Annotated in this window: 18 protein-coding genes; 3 read left to right on the forward strand and 15 right to left on the reverse strand. The window is 70.8% G+C overall.

Translation table 11 applies throughout. The annotated features are described in order from the left end of the window. Nucleotides 1-14: 14 nt before the first annotated feature. Nucleotides 15-740 carry a hypothetical protein gene (locus tag OG625_RS07315; protein WP_329377501.1) on the forward strand — a complete coding sequence of 242 codons (726 nt, stop codon included), beginning with the start codon at nucleotides 15-17 and terminating at the stop codon, nucleotides 738-740. Here the strand turns inward: OG625_RS07315 and OG625_RS07320 are convergent. The 6 genes from OG625_RS07320 to OG625_RS07345 all read right to left on the reverse strand — a co-directional run bounded on the left by OG625_RS07320 (nucleotide 700) and on the right by OG625_RS07345 (nucleotide 7644). Further along, entirely contained in the window at nucleotides 700-2001 is a 1302-nt protein-coding gene (locus OG625_RS07320) for a cytochrome P450 (RefSeq protein WP_329377503.1), read from the reverse strand. The genes OG625_RS07315 and OG625_RS07320 overlap by 41 nt on opposite strands. Before the next feature lie 68 nt (nucleotides 2002-2069). Next, nucleotides 2070-2579: a hypothetical protein gene (locus tag OG625_RS07325; RefSeq protein ID WP_329377505.1), complete on the reverse strand. Its 510-nt coding sequence runs from the start codon at nucleotides 2577-2579 to the stop codon at nucleotides 2070-2072. Beyond that, complete coding sequence (locus OG625_RS07330; protein WP_329377507.1) at nucleotides 2576-4012, reverse strand: HAMP domain-containing sensor histidine kinase; 1437 nt, start codon at nucleotides 4010-4012, stop codon at nucleotides 2576-2578. Before OG625_RS07330 ends, OG625_RS07325 begins: the two co-directional genes overlap by 4 nt. Before the next feature lie 15 nt (nucleotides 4013-4027). Then, nucleotides 4028-4711, reverse strand: a complete 684-nt coding sequence (locus OG625_RS07335) for a response regulator transcription factor (RefSeq protein ID WP_329377509.1) — start codon at nucleotides 4709-4711, stop codon at nucleotides 4028-4030. 39 nt (nucleotides 4712-4750) lie between these two features. Continuing rightward, the gene (gene murJ / locus OG625_RS07340) at nucleotides 4751-6367 is read right to left on the reverse strand and encodes a murein biosynthesis integral membrane protein MurJ (RefSeq protein WP_329390490.1); all 1617 of its coding nucleotides are present in this window, start codon (nucleotides 6365-6367) and stop codon (nucleotides 4751-4753) included. Nucleotides 6368-6462: 95 nt separating this feature from the next. Further along, complete coding sequence (locus OG625_RS07345) at nucleotides 6463-7644, reverse strand: lipid II:glycine glycyltransferase FemX (protein WP_329377511.1); 1182 nt, start codon at nucleotides 7642-7644, stop codon at nucleotides 6463-6465. Nucleotides 7645-7898: 254 nt separating this feature from the next. On the opposite strand from OG625_RS07345, the gene OG625_RS07350 reads away from it, so the two are divergent. Continuing rightward, on the forward strand, nucleotides 7899-9068 hold the full coding sequence (locus tag OG625_RS07350) for a L,D-transpeptidase (protein ID WP_329390492.1): 1170 nt from the start codon (nucleotides 7899-7901) through the stop codon (nucleotides 9066-9068). Between the two features lie 123 nt (nucleotides 9069-9191). Further along, the gene (locus tag OG625_RS07355; protein WP_329377513.1) at nucleotides 9192-10778 is read left to right on the forward strand and encodes an alpha/beta fold hydrolase; all 1587 of its coding nucleotides are present in this window, start codon (nucleotides 9192-9194) and stop codon (nucleotides 10776-10778) included. 18 nt (nucleotides 10779-10796) lie between these two features. On the opposite strand, the gene OG625_RS07360 is transcribed toward OG625_RS07355, so the two are convergent. The 9 genes from OG625_RS07360 to OG625_RS07400 all read right to left on the reverse strand — a co-directional run bounded on the left by OG625_RS07360 (nucleotide 10797) and on the right by OG625_RS07400 (nucleotide 18213). Beyond that, on the reverse strand, nucleotides 10797-11540 hold the full coding sequence (locus OG625_RS07360; RefSeq protein ID WP_329377515.1) for an amino acid ABC transporter ATP-binding protein: 744 nt from the start codon (nucleotides 11538-11540) through the stop codon (nucleotides 10797-10799). A gap of 5 nt (nucleotides 11541-11545) precedes the next feature. Further along, nucleotides 11546-11986: a DUF6278 family protein gene (locus OG625_RS07365; protein ID WP_329377518.1), complete on the reverse strand. Its 441-nt coding sequence runs from the start codon at nucleotides 11984-11986 to the stop codon at nucleotides 11546-11548. A gap of 66 nt (nucleotides 11987-12052) precedes the next feature. Continuing rightward, complete coding sequence (locus tag OG625_RS07370; RefSeq protein WP_329377520.1) at nucleotides 12053-12832, reverse strand: exodeoxyribonuclease III; 780 nt, start codon at nucleotides 12830-12832, stop codon at nucleotides 12053-12055. 30 nt (nucleotides 12833-12862) lie between these two features. Beyond that, nucleotides 12863-13495 carry an MBL fold metallo-hydrolase gene (locus OG625_RS07375; protein ID WP_329377522.1) on the reverse strand — a complete coding sequence of 211 codons (633 nt, stop codon included), beginning with the start codon at nucleotides 13493-13495 and terminating at the stop codon, nucleotides 12863-12865. Nucleotides 13496-13504: 9 nt separating this feature from the next. Then, entirely contained in the window at nucleotides 13505-14095 is a 591-nt protein-coding gene (locus OG625_RS07380; RefSeq protein ID WP_329377524.1) for a hypothetical protein, read from the reverse strand. Next, entirely contained in the window at nucleotides 14092-15309 is a 1218-nt protein-coding gene (locus OG625_RS07385; protein WP_329377525.1) for an ROK family glucokinase, read from the reverse strand. The genes OG625_RS07380 and OG625_RS07385 overlap by 4 nt, the downstream gene beginning before the upstream one ends. Then, nucleotides 15306-16205, reverse strand: coding sequence for an ATP-binding cassette domain-containing protein (locus OG625_RS07390; protein WP_329377527.1), 900 nt, complete (start codon nucleotides 16203-16205; stop codon nucleotides 15306-15308). The genes OG625_RS07385 and OG625_RS07390 overlap by 4 nt, the downstream gene beginning before the upstream one ends. Further along, nucleotides 16175-17206 carry an ABC transporter permease gene (locus OG625_RS07395; protein ID WP_329377529.1) on the reverse strand — a complete coding sequence of 344 codons (1032 nt, stop codon included), beginning with the start codon at nucleotides 17204-17206 and terminating at the stop codon, nucleotides 16175-16177. The genes OG625_RS07390 and OG625_RS07395 overlap by 31 nt, the downstream gene beginning before the upstream one ends. Next, nucleotides 17203-18213, reverse strand: a complete 1011-nt coding sequence (locus OG625_RS07400; protein ID WP_329377531.1) for a sugar ABC transporter substrate-binding protein — start codon at nucleotides 18211-18213, stop codon at nucleotides 17203-17205. The genes OG625_RS07395 and OG625_RS07400 overlap by 4 nt, the downstream gene beginning before the upstream one ends. Nucleotides 18214-18226 lie beyond the last annotated feature (13 nt).

Here is an 18226-nt window from a genome sequence, read left to right on the forward strand (position 1 = left end):
CTACCATCCCGCGCATGAACGACGACGTCCGCAACATCGTGCTCGGGGTGATAGCCACCGCCCTCAGCGGTGGCTTCGGCTGGTTCACCCGGACCTACCAGTGGCGCCGCGCGCTCCGCCGCAAGCAGGCCTTCTTCGGCCTGCCGACCGGATCCGACTGCCTGTTCGTGGTCAACCGGCAGATGGGCGGCACCCCTTCGTCGCTGCACCGCAACGATGCCTTCGCGCTGCTGGAGATCTCCGCCCTGATCAAGGACTGCGGGGCGAACGTGCAGATCGTCACCCACGACGGGGCTCGTCAGGGCTTCGGCGACCGGGCCGAGTTCTGCGTCGGCGGGCCGGTCTCCAACGCCCGGACGACGGCGCACCTGACCTCCATGCTCCCGGGGGTGCGGGTCGACGTCTCCTCCGAGCCCGGACCGGACCGGGGTGCGATCAGCGTGGGCGGGGAGACGTACCGCTGGGAGCCGGGCATGGCCGAGCACGTGCTGCTCGCGCGGCTGACGACGGGGCGCGACTCCCGTCCGGTGTTCCTTCTGTCCGGTCAGACCGCCAACAGCAACCAGGCCGCGGCCCGTTACCTGGCCCGCCACCACCGACGGCTCGCCCGCAAGTACGACGGGAACCCCTTCTGCCTGGTGCTGAAGGTCGTCAACTCGGACGCCTACGGGCCCGACGTGTCCGAGCTGGTCGCCGACGTCACCACCGCGGCCCGGACACCCGTAGCGGCAGCCGCGTGATCCCGTTGATGAAGTTGGAGACCAGCCGCCGCGGCGGCCCGGCAAGTTCGGGCGGGGGCATGGTCGCGCACCACTCCTCGTAGAGGGTGCGCAGCTGGAGCCGGGCGAAGTGGGCGCCCAGGCAGACGTGCGGGCCGTCCCCGAAGGAGACGTGCGGGTTGGGTGTGCGGGCCAGGTCGAGCCGGGCCGGGTCGGTGAAGACGCGCTCGTCGTGGTTGGCCGAGGCGTGGAAGACCACCACCTTGTCCCCGGCCCGGATCGGCTGCCCGGCGAGCTCGGTGTCCACGGCGGCTGTGCGGCGGAAGCTGAGCACCGGCGGGTGGACGCGCAGGAGTTCCTCGACGGCCCGGTCCCGCGGGACGCGGCCCTCGGCGAGCAGCCGGTGCGCGTCCGGGTCGCGGGCGAGCGCGAGCAGACCGCCGGGGGCGGCGCTGCGTACGGTGTCGTTGCCGGCGACGGTCAGCAGGAAGAAGAACATCTCCAGTTCGGCCGGGTCGAGTCCGGCCAGGGCCAGGGCGGTCATCACGTCGTCGCCGGGGTGCGCGCGCTTGTGGGCGGCGAGTTCGCGGGCGTACGAGAACATCTCGCCGAGCAGCGCCGGGGAGCGCGGGTTGAGCGGCTTGCCGTCGGGGCCGAGCAGCGGTGCCGGGGCGTCCTCGGGGTCCTGGTAGCCGATGATCCGTACGGTCCACTCCAGCAGCAGGGCACGGTCGGAGGCCGGGACGCCCAGCAGATCGGTGAGGTTCAGCAGGGCGTACTCGTCGGTGACGGTGCGCACCAGGTCGGCGGCCCCGTCCTCGGCGCCGTCCCGGGCGGCGGCGAGCAGGGAGCGGGCGCGGTCCCGTACCCGGCCGCCGAAGGCGTCGACGCGGGCGGGGGTGAAGGCCCGGGAGACGAGCCGGCGGAGCCTGCCGTGGGAGGTAGGGGTCTCCCCAGGCCCGCAGGGCCTTGGGGAAGGATCCTGGTTGAGCATGGTGCGGCGCAGGAACGGCAGGTCGGCCGGGTCGGGGTCGCGGATCTGGGTGGCGCCGAGCCAGGAGGAGTACGTGCGGTGGTCGCGCAGGACCCGTACGACGTCTGCGTGCCGGGTGACGGCCCAGAAGCCGGGCCCGGCGGGCCAGCCCTGGATCTCCGGCTCCGCCTGCCAGGCCACCGGGTGGTGCTCGCGCAGCAGGCGGTAGCGCTCGTGCGGGATGCCCTCGGCGTAGAGGCGCGGGTCGAAGACGTCGGGCACGCCAGGGGTGTCGGTGGCCGGTTCCATGGGCTCACGGTGGCGGCCGGGGGGCTGGTCGCGCAAGGGGAGGATGCCCGTAGCGGGAGGCGCGTCGGTCAGAGACCGAAGCCGCATTCACCCGCGGGGAGCGACTTGTCCGTGCCGCGCAGCACCACCGTGGCGCCCGACGACGACTGGCTGGCCACCACCGTGCAGATCACCTGCTGGCGGGCCATCTCGGGCAGTTTACCGATCTTGAACGGCAGCCGGACGTCGAACCCCCGCTCCGCGGTGGGGGTGACCGAGACCTCCGCGGGCGCCTCCCCCTCGCCCAGCGGGGGAATCGCGCTGCGCAGCCCCGCGGCTCTCTCCTTCTCGTTGGGGCCCTTGAGCAGCCAGGCAAGGACGATCTCCGGGGTCGAGGACTCGATGGCGTCCCGGTTCACGGCGACGAGAGCGTCCTGTTGGGTCAGGAAGTAGAGGGACGCCGCCGGGGAGCGCCGGGGCACGAACACCTTCGCGGGCTCGCCGCTCTCGATCACCCCGGTGGCCTTGATCCCGCAGCCGGCGAGCAGAAGCGGCCCCAGCAGGGCGGTCGCGACGGCAGCGGTCCGGTTCTGGGTCATGCGTCGGCCTCCAGGGGCATGTCGAGCAGGAACACCGCTCCCCCGGCGGCGCCGTTGGCGGCGTGCAGGGTGCCGCCGTGCAGCCGTACGTTCTCCAGGGTGATGGCGAGGCCCAGGCCGCTGCCCGCCGACCGGGTACGGGCGGCGTCGGCCTTGAAGAAGCGGTCGAAGATGCGGGGCAGCACCTCGGGGGCGATGCCGGGCCCGCTGTCGGCGACCTCGACCAGCAGCCGGGGCCCGCCGGTCCGGAGTTCGGTGCGGGCGGACACGCGGACCGGGGCGCCGCCGTGCCGCAGGGCATTGCCGACGAGGTTGGCGAGGACCACGTCGAAGCGCCGCGGGTCGAGCCGAGCGCGGACGCCGCGCGGCAGGTCGGCGACGACCCGCTCGTCGTCCCAGTGGCGGCGCTCCAGGGTCTTGGAGACGGCCTCGGCGAGGTCCACGTCGTCGAGGTTGAGCTCGGCGGCGCGGGCGTCGAAGCGGGAGATCTCCATCAAGTCCTCGACGAGGACGGCGAGTTTGCCGGTCTCGGCGCTGACCAGGCGCAGGGCCTTGGCGGTATCGGCGTCGAGGTGTTCGGCGTCCTCGTCCAGCACCTCGGTGACGGCGAGCATCCCGGCGAGCGGCGTGCGCAGTTCGTGGGACACGTCGGAGGCGAACCGGCGGGCCCGGGTTTCGGCCTCCCGGAGTTCGCTCACCGACTGTTCCAGGGCGCGGGCGGTCTCGTTGAAGGTGCGGGCGAGTCCGGCGAGTTCGTCGGCGCCCCGCACTTCGATACGGGTGTCCAGTCGGCCGCTGCCCAGCCGCTGGGCGGCTCTGCGCATGTCCCGTACCGGGCGGAGCACGCTGCGGGCGGCGAGCAGGGCGGGGACGACGGCGATGGCGAGGCCGGGGATGGCGCCCTGCCGGGCGGCCTCGACCATGGCCGCGATCGTCTGCTGCTCGACCGCCAGCGGCATCACGGCGTAGACGACGAGGCCGGTGGGCTCGCGGCCCCCGTCGCGCTCGGACACGGCGGGCATGCCGACCGTGAGGTACGGCTTCTGATCGGCGTCGGTCACCCGCTGGAAGGCGCCGTGCGGATAGGCGGTCACCTGCTTCCGGAGCTGGTCGGTGAGGACGGTCGAGGTGGCGGTGGAACCCCAGGAGTTGGCCCGCAGGCTGCCGTATTCGGCGAAGACCGCCCAGGGGTGCGGCTTGCCCCGCTTGCCCATTTCGTTGGCGATGTGCTGAAGCTGAGGCTGGTCCACCGGCAGCGACACCTCCATCGCCTCCAGCGCCTCCCGCAGGGTGCTGACCGCGGTGTCCTGGCTCTGGGTGAGGATCGCGCTGCGAGCCTGCCGGTAGGTGAGGGCGGCCGTGCTCACCGCGCTGATCGCGGCGACCAGCAGGAAGGCCGCGATCAGCCGGGTGCGCAGGCCCAGCGGTGCCATGCGTCTCACCGCGGCCTACAGGGGACCGAAGCGGTAGCCGAAGCCGCGCACGGTCTGGATGTAGCGGGGGGCTGCTTCGGGGGCCTCGACCTTGGTGCGCAGGCGGCGGACGCAGGCGTCCACGAGCCGGGCGTCGGCGTGGTAACTGTGGCCCCAGACGTACTCCAGGAGCTGCTGGCGGGAGAAGACCTGCTCGGGCGAGGCCGACAGGTGCAGCAGGAGCTTCATCTCACTGGGGGCCAGGGAGACGCGCTCGCCGTTCTTGGCGACGGTCAGCCCGCTGCGGTCGATGGCCAGTTCGCCGTGGAACTCGATCTCGGGGCGGGCGCCCACCGGATCGCTGAGCCGGCGCAGGACGGCCTTGATGCGGGCCTCGATGACCTCGGTGCGGGCGGGTTTGACGATGTAGTCGTCGGCCCCGGCCTCCAGGCCGATGACCACGTCGAAGTCGTCGCCGCGTGCGGTGAGCATGATGATCGGCACCTCGCTGGTGTCGCGGATCCGGCGGCACACCTGCACGCCGTTGATCCCCGGCAGCATCAGATCGAGCAGGACCAGTTCGGGGCGGAAGCTCGCGAGCAGGGCGAGCCCCTCCTCACCGGTCTCGGCGGCACTCACCTCGTGGCCGCGTCGGCGCAGGCCGAGGCCCACCCCCTCCCTGATGGAAGGGTCGTCCTCGATCAACAGTACGCGTGGCATCCGGTCAGTATCCAAGGTGGTGCGCGGCTTTCCCTCCCGCTAACGGCCGATCTTGCGCCGCAGGGAGTTCAGCAGGTCGGTGATCTCCACCAGGCGCAACGGCCCGGCAAGGAGGACGACGACGAGCACCATGGCCGCGGTTCCCGCCCCGAGGCCGGCGAAGTTCCCGAGGGGGTCGGCGGCGCGGGCGGCGGCGTACCCGACGGCGGCCGCGGGCACGCTCGCGGCCAGCAGCCTCAGGTGGGTCCGTACGGCACCGGCCCGCCTTTCGCCTGATGCCACCGTCGTACGCGTCTGCGCGCGCGGACCGAGCCGCCGGGCCAGTACGTACGCGGTGACGGCCGCGCCCGCGGCGTAGGCGATCGTGCAGGCGGCGGCCATGCCGGTGACCGCCCAGCGCGGCGGCAGCAGGAAGTACGCGGCGGCCGAGAGCCCGGCGTTCGAGGCGGCGATGGAGAGGTTCAGGAAGAAGGGGGTCCGGGTGTCGGAGAGGGCGTAGAAGCCGCGGGAGAGCACGTACTGCGCGGAGTAGGCGATCAGGCCGGGGGCGAAGGCCGCCAGCATGCCGGCCATGACGGCGACGTCGGCCGCGTCGGTCCGCCCGTACTCGAAGACGCTTCCCATCACCCAGGGCGCGAGGGCGGCGAGGAGCGCGGCGGCCGGGACTATGAGGGCCGCGCTGGAGCGCAGCGCGTAGGAAACGTCCCTGCGCACGCCCGCGAGGTCGCCGTCGGTGGCGGCGGCGCTCATCCGGGGCATGAGGGCCGTGACGAGGGAGACGGTGATGATGCCCTGCGGGACCATCCACATCAGGTAGGCGTTGCTGTAGGCGGTGTAGCCGGCGCCACCGGCGAGACCCGCGTCGACGGCATGCTGCCCGGTGGCGGTGGAGAGCCGGGTCACGACCCAGTAGGCGAGCTGGTTGCTCAGGACGAGCAGGACCAGCCAGCCCGCGTTGCGCAGCGGGCGGGCGAGGCCGCTGCCGCGCCAGTCGAAGCGGGGGCGCCAGCGGAAGCGGGCGGCGCGCAGCGAGGGGATGAGGGCGAGGGCCTGGACGACGATGCCGGCGGTGGTGCCGATGCCCAGCAGCCGGGTCTCGGAAGCCGTCAGGCCGTCCGTCGCGCCGTGCGACACGTAGAGGAAGAGCCCGAAGACGGCGATGACGACGACGTTGTTGAGGACCGGGGTCCACATCATCGCGCCGAATCGGCCGCGGGCGTTGAGCACCTGCCCGAGCAGGGTGAACAGGCCGTAGAAGAGGATCTGCGGGAGGCAGTAGCGGGCCAGGGCGACGGTGGTGGACTGCTGGCCGCCGCTGTAGCCGGTGTACACCGAGACGATCAGCGGGGCGGCTACCACGGCGGCCGCGGTGAGGACCAGCAGCGCGGCCGTGCACACGGTGAGCAGCCGGTCGGTGTAGGCGGCGCCGCCGTCCGCGTGCTCCTTGGCGGCGCGGACCAGCTCGGGGACGAAGACCGCGTTGAGGGCGCCGCCGATGAGCAGGATGTACAGGATGTTCGGGACGGTGTTGGCGACGGCGTAGCCGTCTCCGAGCAGTTCGATGCCGAGCGCGGCGACGACGACGGCGGAGCGGACGAAGCCGGTGGCGCGGGAGACGATCGAGCCGGCGGCCATGAGCGCGCCGCTGCGCAGCATCGAGCTCTTCGCCGGTACCGCGCGGTCGGCGTCGGCCCCTGTCCCGGACTCGGCCCCAGCCCCTGACTCGGCGGCCGGTCTGGTGTCGGTGGCCGTCACCGGCGGGCCATGTAGGCCTGGAACGCCTTGTAGAGCGCCGTGTTGGTGTACCCGTCCATCGCGATCTCCCACTCGCCGAGCGTCTCGACGACCTGCCCGCCGGTGCCGAGCTTCCAGCGCAGCAGCCCGAAGGAGCGGTCGTCGGGGTCGAGGGTGGAGGGTACCCCGCGCATGTCGTATTCGTCCGCTCCGAGGGCGTGGGCGTCGCACATCATGCGCCACTGCAGGGCGTTGCTGGGCCGTACCTCGCGGCGGTGGTCGGCGGAGGCTCCGGTCTGGTACCAGACCCGGCTCCCGGCGACGATCATCGTGTGCGCGGCGAGTATCTCGCCCTGGTGGATGCCCAGGTAGAGGCGCATCCGACCGGGCTCCTCGGCGTTGAGGACCTCGTACTGGCGCTGGTAGTAGGCGAGGGAGCGGCCGAGGCGGAAGCCGTCGCGCTCCTCGGTGATCCGCAGCAGCCGGTAGAACTCGGGCAGGTCCTCGGCGGTGCCGACGACCGTCTCCACGCCCGCCTTGCCGGCCTTGCGCACATTGCGCCGCCACTCCTGGTTCAGGCCCGACCACAGGTCGTCGAGGGAGCGGCCCGCGAGCGGCACGCGGAACACGTGGCGGGGCTGGGCGTCGCCGTCGTCCTCGCCGCCACAGCGCTTCCAGCCGCGGGTGCGCAGCCGGTCGGCGAGGGCGGCGCCGACCGGATCGACCTCGGTGGCGAGGACGTCGGACAGCTGCCGGTCGGGGCCGGTCGCGGACTTGACCGTGGCCGCGTCCCAGCGGCGGTAGGCGGGGGTGGGGCCGATGCGGACGGCGAAGGCTCCGGCGGCCTTCAGGTGGCGCATGAGCGGGGTCAGCCAGCGGTCGACGTGCGGGTCGGACCAGTCGGCGACGGGGCCCTCGGGGAGGTAGGCGAAATATTTGCGGGTGCCCGGGAATTGGCGATAGAGAACGAGTCCGGCTCCCTGTATCCGGCCGTCGGGGTAGTGCCATCCGACCGTTTCCGAGCGCCAAAGGTCCTTTACCTCGGCCCAGGACGGGTACTGGAGAAAGCTCGCCCGCCCGTGCCGGGAAAGGAAGTCCTGGTATTCCGGAACGGACAGGGTGCGCACCCGGAGCTCCTGGTCCTGCTTCCGGTCCTGGTACTGGTCCTGCTGGGCGGTGGTCACGAGCAGTGCACACATGGCTGACGTCCTTCCCGAGCGTCCGGGTCAATGCCGAACCGACGACTGACACGACTGTCACAGCCGCCCATGACCGAACCGCGCGGCGATTGTGACCGGACGATGACCGTTTCGCTGCGGTCCATGTCACAGCAGAAATACCGACCTTTTCCGCTGGTTCCGCAACCTAAAGTCGCTCCATCCGCTCTTACTTTGCGGACGTTCACACTTCGGAGGGGTTTTCGTTGAGCCGCATACGCACTCGTCACGCCGTGATGGCGGGCACCGCAATCCTGGCTGCCGCACTGTCCGCCTGTTCCGGCGGAAGCGGGGGCGCAGCGGCCGGCAAGGCCGAGATGAAGCAGGAACAGAAGCCGGACATGGCCATCGCGGTGAACCTCACGGGCGATCAGGTCAAGGCGGGCGAGCCGGTGAAGGTGACCATCACCGACGGCAAGCTGGCGCAGGTGAGGGTGACGGACTCCAAGGGCGGTGAGCTCGCGGGGCAGATAGCCGCCGACGGCAAGACCTGGACCTCCGAGCGCAACGCCTCGCCGGGTACCGACTACAAGGTCGAAGCGCAGAACACGGACAGCCAGAGCGCGACATCCCAGTTCAAGACCGGCGCCGCCGACAAGGTCAACAAGGTCTCGATCAACGTGCCGAAGGGCAGCACGGTGGGCGTGGCCATGCCCGTGTCGCTCGTCTTCGACAACCCGGTGACCAACAAGGCCGAGGTGGAGAAGCAGTTGAAGGTCACCACCTCGGACAACACCGAGGGGTCGTGGGGCTGGATCAAGGACTACTCCGGCAAGGACCGGGTGGACTGGCGGCCGAAGGAGTACTGGAAGTCCGGCACGGACGTCAAGGTCGACATGAACCTGAACGGCGTGGACTCCGGCAAGGGCGGCGGTCTCTTCGCCCGGGACTACAACACCGAGTTCAAGATCGGCAAGGACCGCCGGATGGAAGTCAGCCTCGACACCAAGAAGATGACGGTGACCGAGGACGGCACGACGGTGAAGACGATCCCCGTCTCGGCCGGCACTCCCGGCGGCAAGAAGGCCTCCTGGTCCGGGAAGATGGTGCTGATGTCCAAGGAAGGCACCATCCGGATGGACTCCCAGACGGTGGGCCTGGGTGACGCCTACGACAAGATGGTCGACTACTCGATGCGGCTCACCTGGTCGGGCATGTACGCGCACGCGGCGCCGTGGAACTCGGCGAACTTCGGCCGCGCCAACACCAGTTCGGGCTGCGTCGGGATGAGCGACGCCAACGCCGCGTCCTTCTATTCCGAGGTGCAGGTGGGCGACCCCTTCGAGGTCGTCGGCGACGGCTCCAAGGGCAATGCCGACCTCGGCAACGGCTACGGCGAGTGGAACCTCTCCTGGGACCAGTGGAAGGCCAAGAGCGCCCTGTCCGGAGCCCCGCAGAACGGCTGACGCCCCGAGCTGACACGTTTCAATCGTTACCAGCGCGTAACTTACCGATGGGTTACTTCCGGTAAGCCGCTCCCGTTACCGTCGGGTCACTTTGACAACCCCGGCGCACGCGAGGAGCGATTGATGCAACGCACCACCACCGCCGCAGCCGTGGCGGCCCTCCTGGCGGCCGCCGCCCTGGGCCTGGCCCCCCACCAGGCCCAGGCGGCCCCCGCCGCTTCCACGACGGTCACCTCCGAAGCCTCCTCGGGAGTGACCTTCCACGACATCCCGGGCTCCGGCGGCATCACCCTCAAGGGCAACGTCTTCACTCCGGCCGGAACCCAGGCCGGCCAGAAGTACCCGCTGATCGTGCTGCCCACCAGCTGGGGCATGCCGCAGATCGAATACATGGCCCAGGCCAAACTGCTCGCCGACTCCGGCTACGTCGTGGTGAGTTACACCTCCCGCGGCTTCTGGGCCTCCGGCGGCCAGATCGAGGTGGCGGGCCCGCCGGACGTCGCCGACGTCTCCGCCGTCATCGACTGGGCCCTCGCCCACACCCCCGCCGACGCGGACCGCATCGGCCTCGGCGGAGTCTCGTACGGCGCCGGCATCAGCCTGCTGGCCTCGGCCCACGACAGCCGCGTCAAGGCCGTGGTCGCGATGAGCGGCTGGGCCGACCTCATCGAGTCCATCTACTCCGGCCGCACCCAGCACCTCCAGGCCGCCGGCCTGCTCGGCGGCGCCGGCTACCTCACCGGCCGTCCCGGACCCGAACTCCAGTCGATCCTCAGCGACTTCCTCGGCTCCCGGCTCGACCGCGAGCAGCAGATGATCGACTGGGGCAAGAAGCGTTCCCCCTCCGAGCAGGTGGACCGGATCAACGCCAACGGCGCCGCGATCATGATGGGCAACGCCTGGGGCGACACCATCTTCCCGCCCAACCAGTACGCGAAGTTCTTCGAGAAGCTGACCGGCCCCAAGCGCCTGGAGTTCCGCCCGGGCGACCACGCCACCGCCGAGGCGACCGGCCTCCTCGGCCTGCCCAACGACACCTGGACCAGCGCCCACCGCTGGTTCGACCGCTACCTCAAGGGCGAGCGCAACGGCGTCGACACCGAGGCCCCGGTGCAGATCAAGCCCCGCAGCGATGCCGGCTACGAGGGCTACGCCGACTGGAAGGCGGTCGGCTCGGGCGGCACCGAGAAGCTCGCGCTCTCCGACAGCGAGCACGTCTTCGCCAATGTGGACTCCGGGGCCAACGGCGGCATCGTCATGCTCTCCAACCTGCTCGACCAGTTCGCCCAGGCACCGCCGATCGCGTCCATCCCGCTCCTCCCCCGCGCCTTCGCCGCCGTCTGGCAGTCCGAGCGCTACGACGAGGCGCGCCGGGTACGCGGCACGGTCAAGGTGCACACCACGGTCACGCCCACCAAGGGCGACGGCACCTTCGTCGCCTACCTCTACGACGTCGGCCCGCTCGGCATCGGCAAGCTCGTCAGCAACGCCCCGTACACCTTCCACGGCAAGACCCCGAACCAGGCCTTCGGCGTGGACCTGGAGCTCTTCTCCACCGCCTACGACGTGCCCGCTGGGCACCGGCTCGCCGTCGTCATCGACACCGTCGACCCGCTCTACATCGAGCACAACCCCTTCGGCGCGCAGCTGACCTTCTCCTCGCCTGGCACCGATCCCAGCTACGTCTCGGTGCCCCTGCGCGAGCAGTGATCCCCGGGCAACCCCGGCTCAGTGCTTGAGGATCTTCGAGAGGAAGTCCTTGGCCCGGTCGCTCTCCGGGGCGGTGAAGAACTGCTCCGGAGTGCGGTCCTCCACGATCTGCCCGTCGGCCATGAAGACGACGCGGTTGGCGGCGGACCGGGCGAAACCCATCTCGTGGGTGACCACGACCATGGTCATCCCCTCCCTGGCGAGCTGCCGCATCACCTCCAGCACCTCGTTGATCATCTCCGGGTCGAGGGCGGAGGTGGGCTCGTCGAAGAGCAGGGCCTTGGGGTTCATGGCGAGGGCGCGGGCGATGGCCACGCGCTGCTGCTGGCCGCCGGAGAGCTGCGCGGGGAACTTCGGGGCCTGGTCGGCGAGGCCGACACGGTCCAGGAGCTCCCGGGAGCGCTTGTCGGCCTCTTCCCTCTTGCGTCCGCGGACCTTCACCTGGGCCAGCGAGACGTTGGCGAGCACGGTCTTGTGCGCGAAGAGGTTGAAGGACTGGAAGACCATCCCCACCTCGGCGCGCAGCTGGGCCAGGTCCTTGCCCTCCTCGGGCAGCGGTTGCCCGTCGAGGGTGATCGAGCCCGATTCGATGGTCTCCAGCCGGTTGATCGCCCGGCAGAGGGTCGACTTCCCGGAACCGGAGGGGCCGATGATCACCACCACCTCGCCGCGCCCGACGGTGAGGTCGATGTCCCGGAGCACGTGCAGGTCTCCGAAGTGCTTGTTGACGCCGCGCAGCTCGATCAGCGGATCGACGGTCATGCTCGTCACCCCTCCGAGGCCTCGGCGTAGGCCTGGCTGAGCTCGGGGGATCCGGTCATCGCCCAGGACACCCCCGACTCGATCACGTTCAGCTCCCGGCCGGAGGCCAGCCGGATCACCGGCTGGCCGCTCGGCCAGACCTCCCAGCCGGCCCCCGGGACGGTTCGGATGATCACCGTGCCGAGGTAGAAGCCGGCGTCGTTGCCGAGCCACGGCACGGCCTCCGGATCCCGCCGCCAGCGGGGCATCAGCTGGTCGAGGGCTTCCAACGAGGCCACGGTCTCGTCGAGTTCGAGCCCGGCCGCCCGCGCCTGGACGCGCAACATCTCACACTCCGAGAACAACTCGGCGACGCCCTCGGGGTCGTCGGCGAAGGCGGCGGCGAGTCCCGCGCCCTGTTCCGTTTCGTGCCTGTTCAGCCAGTTGTCCAGGAAGGGGATGTTCATACCGCCCAGCGTCGCACCAGGACCCGACGCTGGCCACAGGGCGCGCCTGGTTCCAGCCGTACGGTTCTAAAGCTCCAGGTCCACGACCACCGGGGCGTGGTCGGAGGCGCCCTTGCCCTTGCGCTCCTCGCGATCCACGTAGGCGTCCTTGACGGCCTTGGCGAAGGGCGCGTTCCCGTACACCAGGTCGATGCGCATGCCCCTGTTCTTGGGGAAGGCGAGCTGACGGTAGTCCCAGTACGTGTACGGCCGGTCGTACTTGAGAGGGCGCGGCAGCACGTCGGACAGCCCGGCCGTGCGCAGCGCCTCCAGGGCGGCCCGCTCGGCGGGGGTCACGTGGGTCAGGCCCGCGAAGACGGCCGGGTCGTAGACGTCCTCGTCGGTCGGTGCCACGTTGAAGTCGCCGAGCACCGCGAAGGGACGGGCGCCGGCCGCGTCTTCGGCGACGGCGACGGACAGTGCGCGGAACCAGTCCAGCTTGTAGCCGTAGTGGTCGTGCTCGACCTCGCGGCCGTTCGGCACGTAGACCGACCAGACGCGGACCCCGCCGCAGGTGGCGGAGATGGCGCGCGGCTCCTCGACACCCTCGTAGTCGGGCCCGCCGGGCAGGCCGGTGACCACGTCCTCCAGGCCGACCCGGGAGAGCAGGGCCACGCCGTTCCACCTGCCGGTGGCGTTGACGGCCGCCTCGTAGCCCAGCTCGCGCAGCGCGTCGTACGGGAACTGCTCCGCGGAGCACTTGGTCTCCTGGATGCACAGGACATCCGTGCCTGAGCTCTCCAGCCAGGCGAGGAGGCGCGGCAGCCGGGCGGTGATGGAGTTGACGTTGAACGTGGCGATACGCATGCGTCCCAACCTACCGCCCGGCACCGACAGTCACAGTTCGGTGGTGTCCCCGGCGGTGAGTCGCCCGTGGTCCGTGCCGCCCAGCGTGTTCAGGAGGTGGTCGTAGATCGGCCGGGCGAGGTCGGCGAGGTAGGCGTCGTGGACGTCGATGGCCCGGCGCGGCTTGACCTCGCGGAGGTAGTCGATCACCTCGGCGGCCTTGTTCCAGGGGGCGTGCACCGGGAGCATCAGGGTGTCGACGGGGGCGTCGGGCACGGTCAGCGCGTCCCCGGGGTGGAAGAGGGACCCCTCCACCAGGTAGCCGACATTGGTGACCCGGGGCAGGTCGGGGTGGATCACGGCGTGCAGTTCGCCGTGCACCTGGACCTCGAACCCGGCGGCGGTGAAGGCGTCCCCGTGGCCCACGGTGTGCACCCGGCCCGGGTAGCCGGGGGCGATCTTGTCCGCGACGCTGCGCAGGGTCCACAGCTCGGCGGCCGGATTCCCGTCGAGGGCCGCCCGCAGCCGGCCCTCGTCGAAGTGGTCGGGGTGCTCGTGCGTGACCAGCAGGGCGTCCGCCCCGAGGCCGGCATCGGTTTCGCTGAAGGCGCCCGGGTCGATGACGAGCACGCGCCCGTCCTTCTCCAGCTGGACGCAGGAGTGCAGCCGCTTGGTGAGCTTCATGATCCCAGGCTACGGAACCGTGGTGGACACCACGTAGACCTTGGGGGTTTCCGGGTCCGTCAGGTCGACCGTGATGTCACGGCTGGGGCGCGGCTTCTCCTGGTCCAGGCTGATCCCGTACCAGTCGGAGTCCGGGCTCCAGCTCCAGCCCGCGACCTCGGAGTCGTGTTCGGAGATGGAGACCTCGCCCCGGGTCAGCGCCTCCCGGCTGGTCCCGACGGAGGCGAGGAAGGCGTCCAGGTCGGCCGGGGTGACCGCGAACTGGGTGAAGAGCCGGCTGGTGCGCCAGTTGTTGGTCTCCAGGAAACCGACCTTCCAGGCCTTCGGCGGTACGGGCACCTCGTAGATGCTGCGCTGCACCCGGGACGGCCAGCCCGGCCGCACCTTGGAGGCGCCGACCCTGGCGGCCTTGTCGCGGCCGCTCTCACGGCTCTGCTGCGTGGAGATCGCCAGGTAGCCCGCGGGGACGCCGATCAGCAGCACGATGATGATCGCGGTGATCCAGCGGCGCCTGACGACGTGCTTGCGGTCCTCGGCCGGGCGCGGGGTGGCGTCCCCGTCGGGGGAAGGGGCCTGGCGGGGCAGGGTGGGCGGGGTCACTGCGGGTCCATGTTCGTGGGGCCGGGGGTCTGGGGGCTGGGGGTCTCGGGGCCAGGGGCCTCGGGGCCGGGGGCTTCGCGCCGGCCGAGCTGCTGCGCGTAGCGCTCGTACCGTTCGTAGCGCTCTACACGGCGGCGGGTGGCACGGCGGAAGCGGCGGGCGACGAGTCGGGCGAGGTCGGCGGCTCCGACCATACCGGCTTCGGGGCCGAGCTGGGCCTTGGCGATGCGGGCCTCGGGGCGGTAGCCGCGGCCGGTGAGGTGGCGGCGGAAGGCGTCCCGGGCGGGGCCGATGAGCAGGTCGTCGGCGGCGCTGACGCCGCCGCCGATGACGAAGCAGGCGGGGTCGAGGGCGGCCGCGAGGTTGGCGATGCCGACGCCGAGCCACTGGCCGATGTCCTGGAGCAGTTCGACGCACATGGCGTCGCCCTCGCGGGCCAGCTCGGTGATGAGCGGCCCGGTGATCTCCGCGACGTTGCCGCCGACCCTGGCGATGATGTTGTGGGCGACCGGGGAGTCGGCGGCGGCGAGCTCGCGGGCCTCGCGGACCAGGGCGTTCCCGGAGCTGTACTGCTCCCAGCAGCCGCGGTTGCCGCAGGGGCAGCGGTGCCCGCCGGGGACGACCTGCATGTGGCCGAATTCGCCGGCCACCCCGTAGCGGCCGCGCTTGACCTGGCCGCCTTCGAGGATGGCCCCGCCGATTCCGGTGCCGAGCGTGATCATGACGAGGTGGTCCTCGCCGCGCCCGGCGCCGAAGCGCCATTCCGCCCAGGCGGCGGTGTTGGCGTCGTTGTCGACCATGACGGGGACCACGAGCCGGGACTGGAGGGCGTCGCGCAGCGGCTCGTCGCGCCAGGCCAGGTGCGGGGCGAACAGCACCCGGGACCGGTCCGCGTCGACCCAGCCGGCCGCGCCGATGCCCACCGCGTGCACGTCGTGCCGGTCGGAGAGGTCCAGGACCAGTTCGACGATGGTGTCCTCGACGACCTTGGGGCTCTTGGACTTGTCGGGCGTCTCTGTGCGGATCTTCTCCAGGATGACCCCGTCGGCGTCGACGACGCCGGCCATCACCTTGGTGCCGCCGATGTCGATGCCGACGGTCGGGACGCGCGGGGCGGTCAGGTGCGACCGGCGCTCACGGGTCCCGATGGTCCGCAGGACGGTGCCTCGCGCCGCCCCCCGGTGGGAGAGCGTGAAGTCCCGGTACGTGCTCATCGAGTCGTGTCGTCCCTGTCGGAGGAGGAGGAAGTGGAACCGGATCCGTCGTCTGGCCCTGATTCTGCCACTCGCGCCAGTTCGTGGCTCAGTTCGTCGAGCTCGGAGCCGCCCGCCATCTGCCGGGTGAGCTCGTCGAGGGTGATCGAGTCGCGGGTGTGGCTGCCCGCCATGGTGCCGCGCTTGAGGAGGACGAAGCGGTCCCCGACCAGGTGGGCGTGGTGCGGGTTGTGGGTGATCAGGACCACGCCGAGGCCGGCGTCGCGGGCCGCGGCGACGTACTTGAGGACCACTCCGGACTGCTTGACGCCGAGGGCCGCGGTGGGCTCGTCGAGTACGAGGACCTTCGCGCCGAAGTAGACGGCCCGGGCGATGGCCACGCACTGCCGCTCGCCGCCGGACAGGGTGCCGATGGGCTGGTCGACGTCGCGCAGGTCGATGCCCATGCGCAGCAGCTCGGCGCGGGTGGTCTCGCGCATGAACTCCACGTCGAGGCGGCGGAAGGGGCCGCGGCCCTTGGTGGGCTCGGAGCCGAGGAAGAAGTTCCGCCAGACCGGCATGAGGGGGACCACGGCGAGGTCCTGGTAGACGGTCGCGATGCCCAGGTCGAGGGCGGCGCGCGGGTTGGCGAGTACGGTCTCCTCCCCCTCGATCTCGAAGGTTCCGGAGTCGTGCCGGTACAGCCCCGCGATGATCTTGATGAGGGTGGACTTGCCGGCGCCGTTGTCGCCCAGCACGCAGGTGATCTCGCCCGCCGAGACCTCCAGGGAGACCCCTTGGAGGGCGCGGATGTTTCCGTAGTACTTGCTGACGTCGGTCAGCTTCACCAGGGTGGTCGCGCCCCTCGCATCGGACACTGTGATGGTCACTTCGCCTCCGCCCGCTTGCGGACCCATGCGTTGAGCAGCGTCGCGAGCAGGAGCATCGCGCCGAGGAAGAATTTGAACCAGTCAGGGTTCCACTGGGCGTAGACGATGCCGTTGCTGGTCATGCCGAAGATGAAGGCGCCGACGGCCGAGCCGATGGCGGAGCCGTAGCCTCCGGTCATCAGACAGCCGCCGATGACGGCCGCGATGATGTACAGGAACTCGTTGCCGACGCCCTCGCCCGACTGGACCACGTCGAACGAGAAGAGGATGTGCTGGCCGGAGATCCAGGCGCACAGGGCCACGCCCATGTAGAGCCCGATACGGGTCTTCACGACCGGGACGCCGACCGCGCGGGCCGCGTCCGCCCCGCCGCCCACGGCGAAGATCCAGTTCCCGGCTCGGGTGCGCAGCAGGATCCAGGTGGCCACGGCGACCAGGGCCAGCCACCACAGGATGGTCACCTTGAGGGTGACCGAGCCGATGGTCCACTGCGAGGCGAAGAGGGCGTGGGCGGAGGGGAAGCCCTCCATGTCGGCGATGGTCTTGGTGGAGACCGAGCCGCTGATCAGCTTGGTGAAGCCGAGGTTCAGGCCGGTCAGCATCAGGAAGGTGCCGAGCGTGATGATGAAGCTGGGCAGCTTGGTGCGGGTCAGCATGAAACCGTTGAAGAAGCCGACGGCCAGCGTGACCAGCAGCGACACCATGACGCCGACCCAGACGTTGGCGGTCATCTGGTAGCTGAACATCGAGCTCAGCAGCGCCGATGTGGTGACCATGACACCGGCGGAGAGGTCGAACTCGCCGCCGATCATCAGCATGGCCACGGGCACGGCCATGATCCCGATGGTGGAGGCCGAGTACAGGATCGTGCTCAGGCTGGAGGCCTGCAGGAAGCTGTCGGCGGCGAAGGAGAAGAAGACGAAGACGGCTGCGGCGCCGACGACCGCGCCGAGCTCGGGGCGGCCCAGCAGCCTGCGGACGAGCGAGGTCGGCGCGAGCCGTTCGTCCGCGGTGGCCGTGGCGCTCATCGCCTGCCCCGCTTGATGAAGTCCTCCAGCTCGGCGGCCTCGGCGCCGGTGACGATCTGCGGTCCGGTGAGGACCGGGCGACCGCCGCCCAGTACGTCCGCGTTGTAGCGGTAGAGCCAGAGCAGGTCGACGGCCTCGTAGCCCTGGAGGTAGGGCTGCTGGTCGACGGCGAAGCCGAGGGCGCCGGACTTCAGGTCGCGGGCGACGGACTCGTTGAGGTCGAAGGTGTCCACCTCGGCCTTGCTGCCGGCCGCTTCCTTCGCCTTGACCGCCGTGGGGGCGAAGGGCGCGCCGAGGGTCAGGATCGCGTCGATGGAGGGGTCGGCCTGGAGCTTGGCCTGGAGGGCGGCCTGCACGGAGGGCATGTTGGTGCCCTCGACGTACAGGTTCTCCATCACTCCGCCGAAGGTCTTCTTGGCCCCGGCGCAGCGCTGCTCGTGGCCCACGTTGCCCTGCTCGTGCAGGACGCAGACCGCCTTCTTGCGGCCCCGCTCGGACAGCTCGGTGCCGACCGCCTCGCCCGCGATCTGCTCGTCCTGGCCGATGTGGGTCAGGGCGCCGTACGCGGCGGACTGTTCGGATCCGGAGTTGACGGTGATCACCGGGATGCCGGCCTTGACGGCCTTGGCGATGACGTCCTTGAGGGCCTCGGGCTTGGCGAGGCTGACGATGATCCCGTCGACCTTCTGGTCGATCGCGTTCTGCACGAACTGTGCCTGCTGCTGGGCCTGGTCGTCGTGGGCGTAGACGAAGTTGATGTTGTCCTTCGCCGCGGCCTCCTTGGCGCCCTTCTGGACGATGTCCCAGAAGGTGTCGCCGTCGCCCGCGTGGGTGACCATCGCGAAGGTCCAGCGCGGGGTGGACACGGCGGGCCGGCCCTGCGCCTCGGCCTTCGCCCGCTCCTCGGCCCGCTTGCCGCCCGTACTGCTGCAGCCCGCGAGCGAGGCTCCCAGTACCGCCGCGAGCACGGCGCCGACGACGCGTACCCCTGTCCCAACCCTAGCCACGTCGCCGCGCCCT

The sequence above is a fragment of the Streptomyces sp. NBC_01351 genome (assembly GCF_036237315.1).
Lineage (GTDB): Bacteria > Actinomycetota > Actinomycetes > Streptomycetales > Streptomycetaceae > Streptomyces.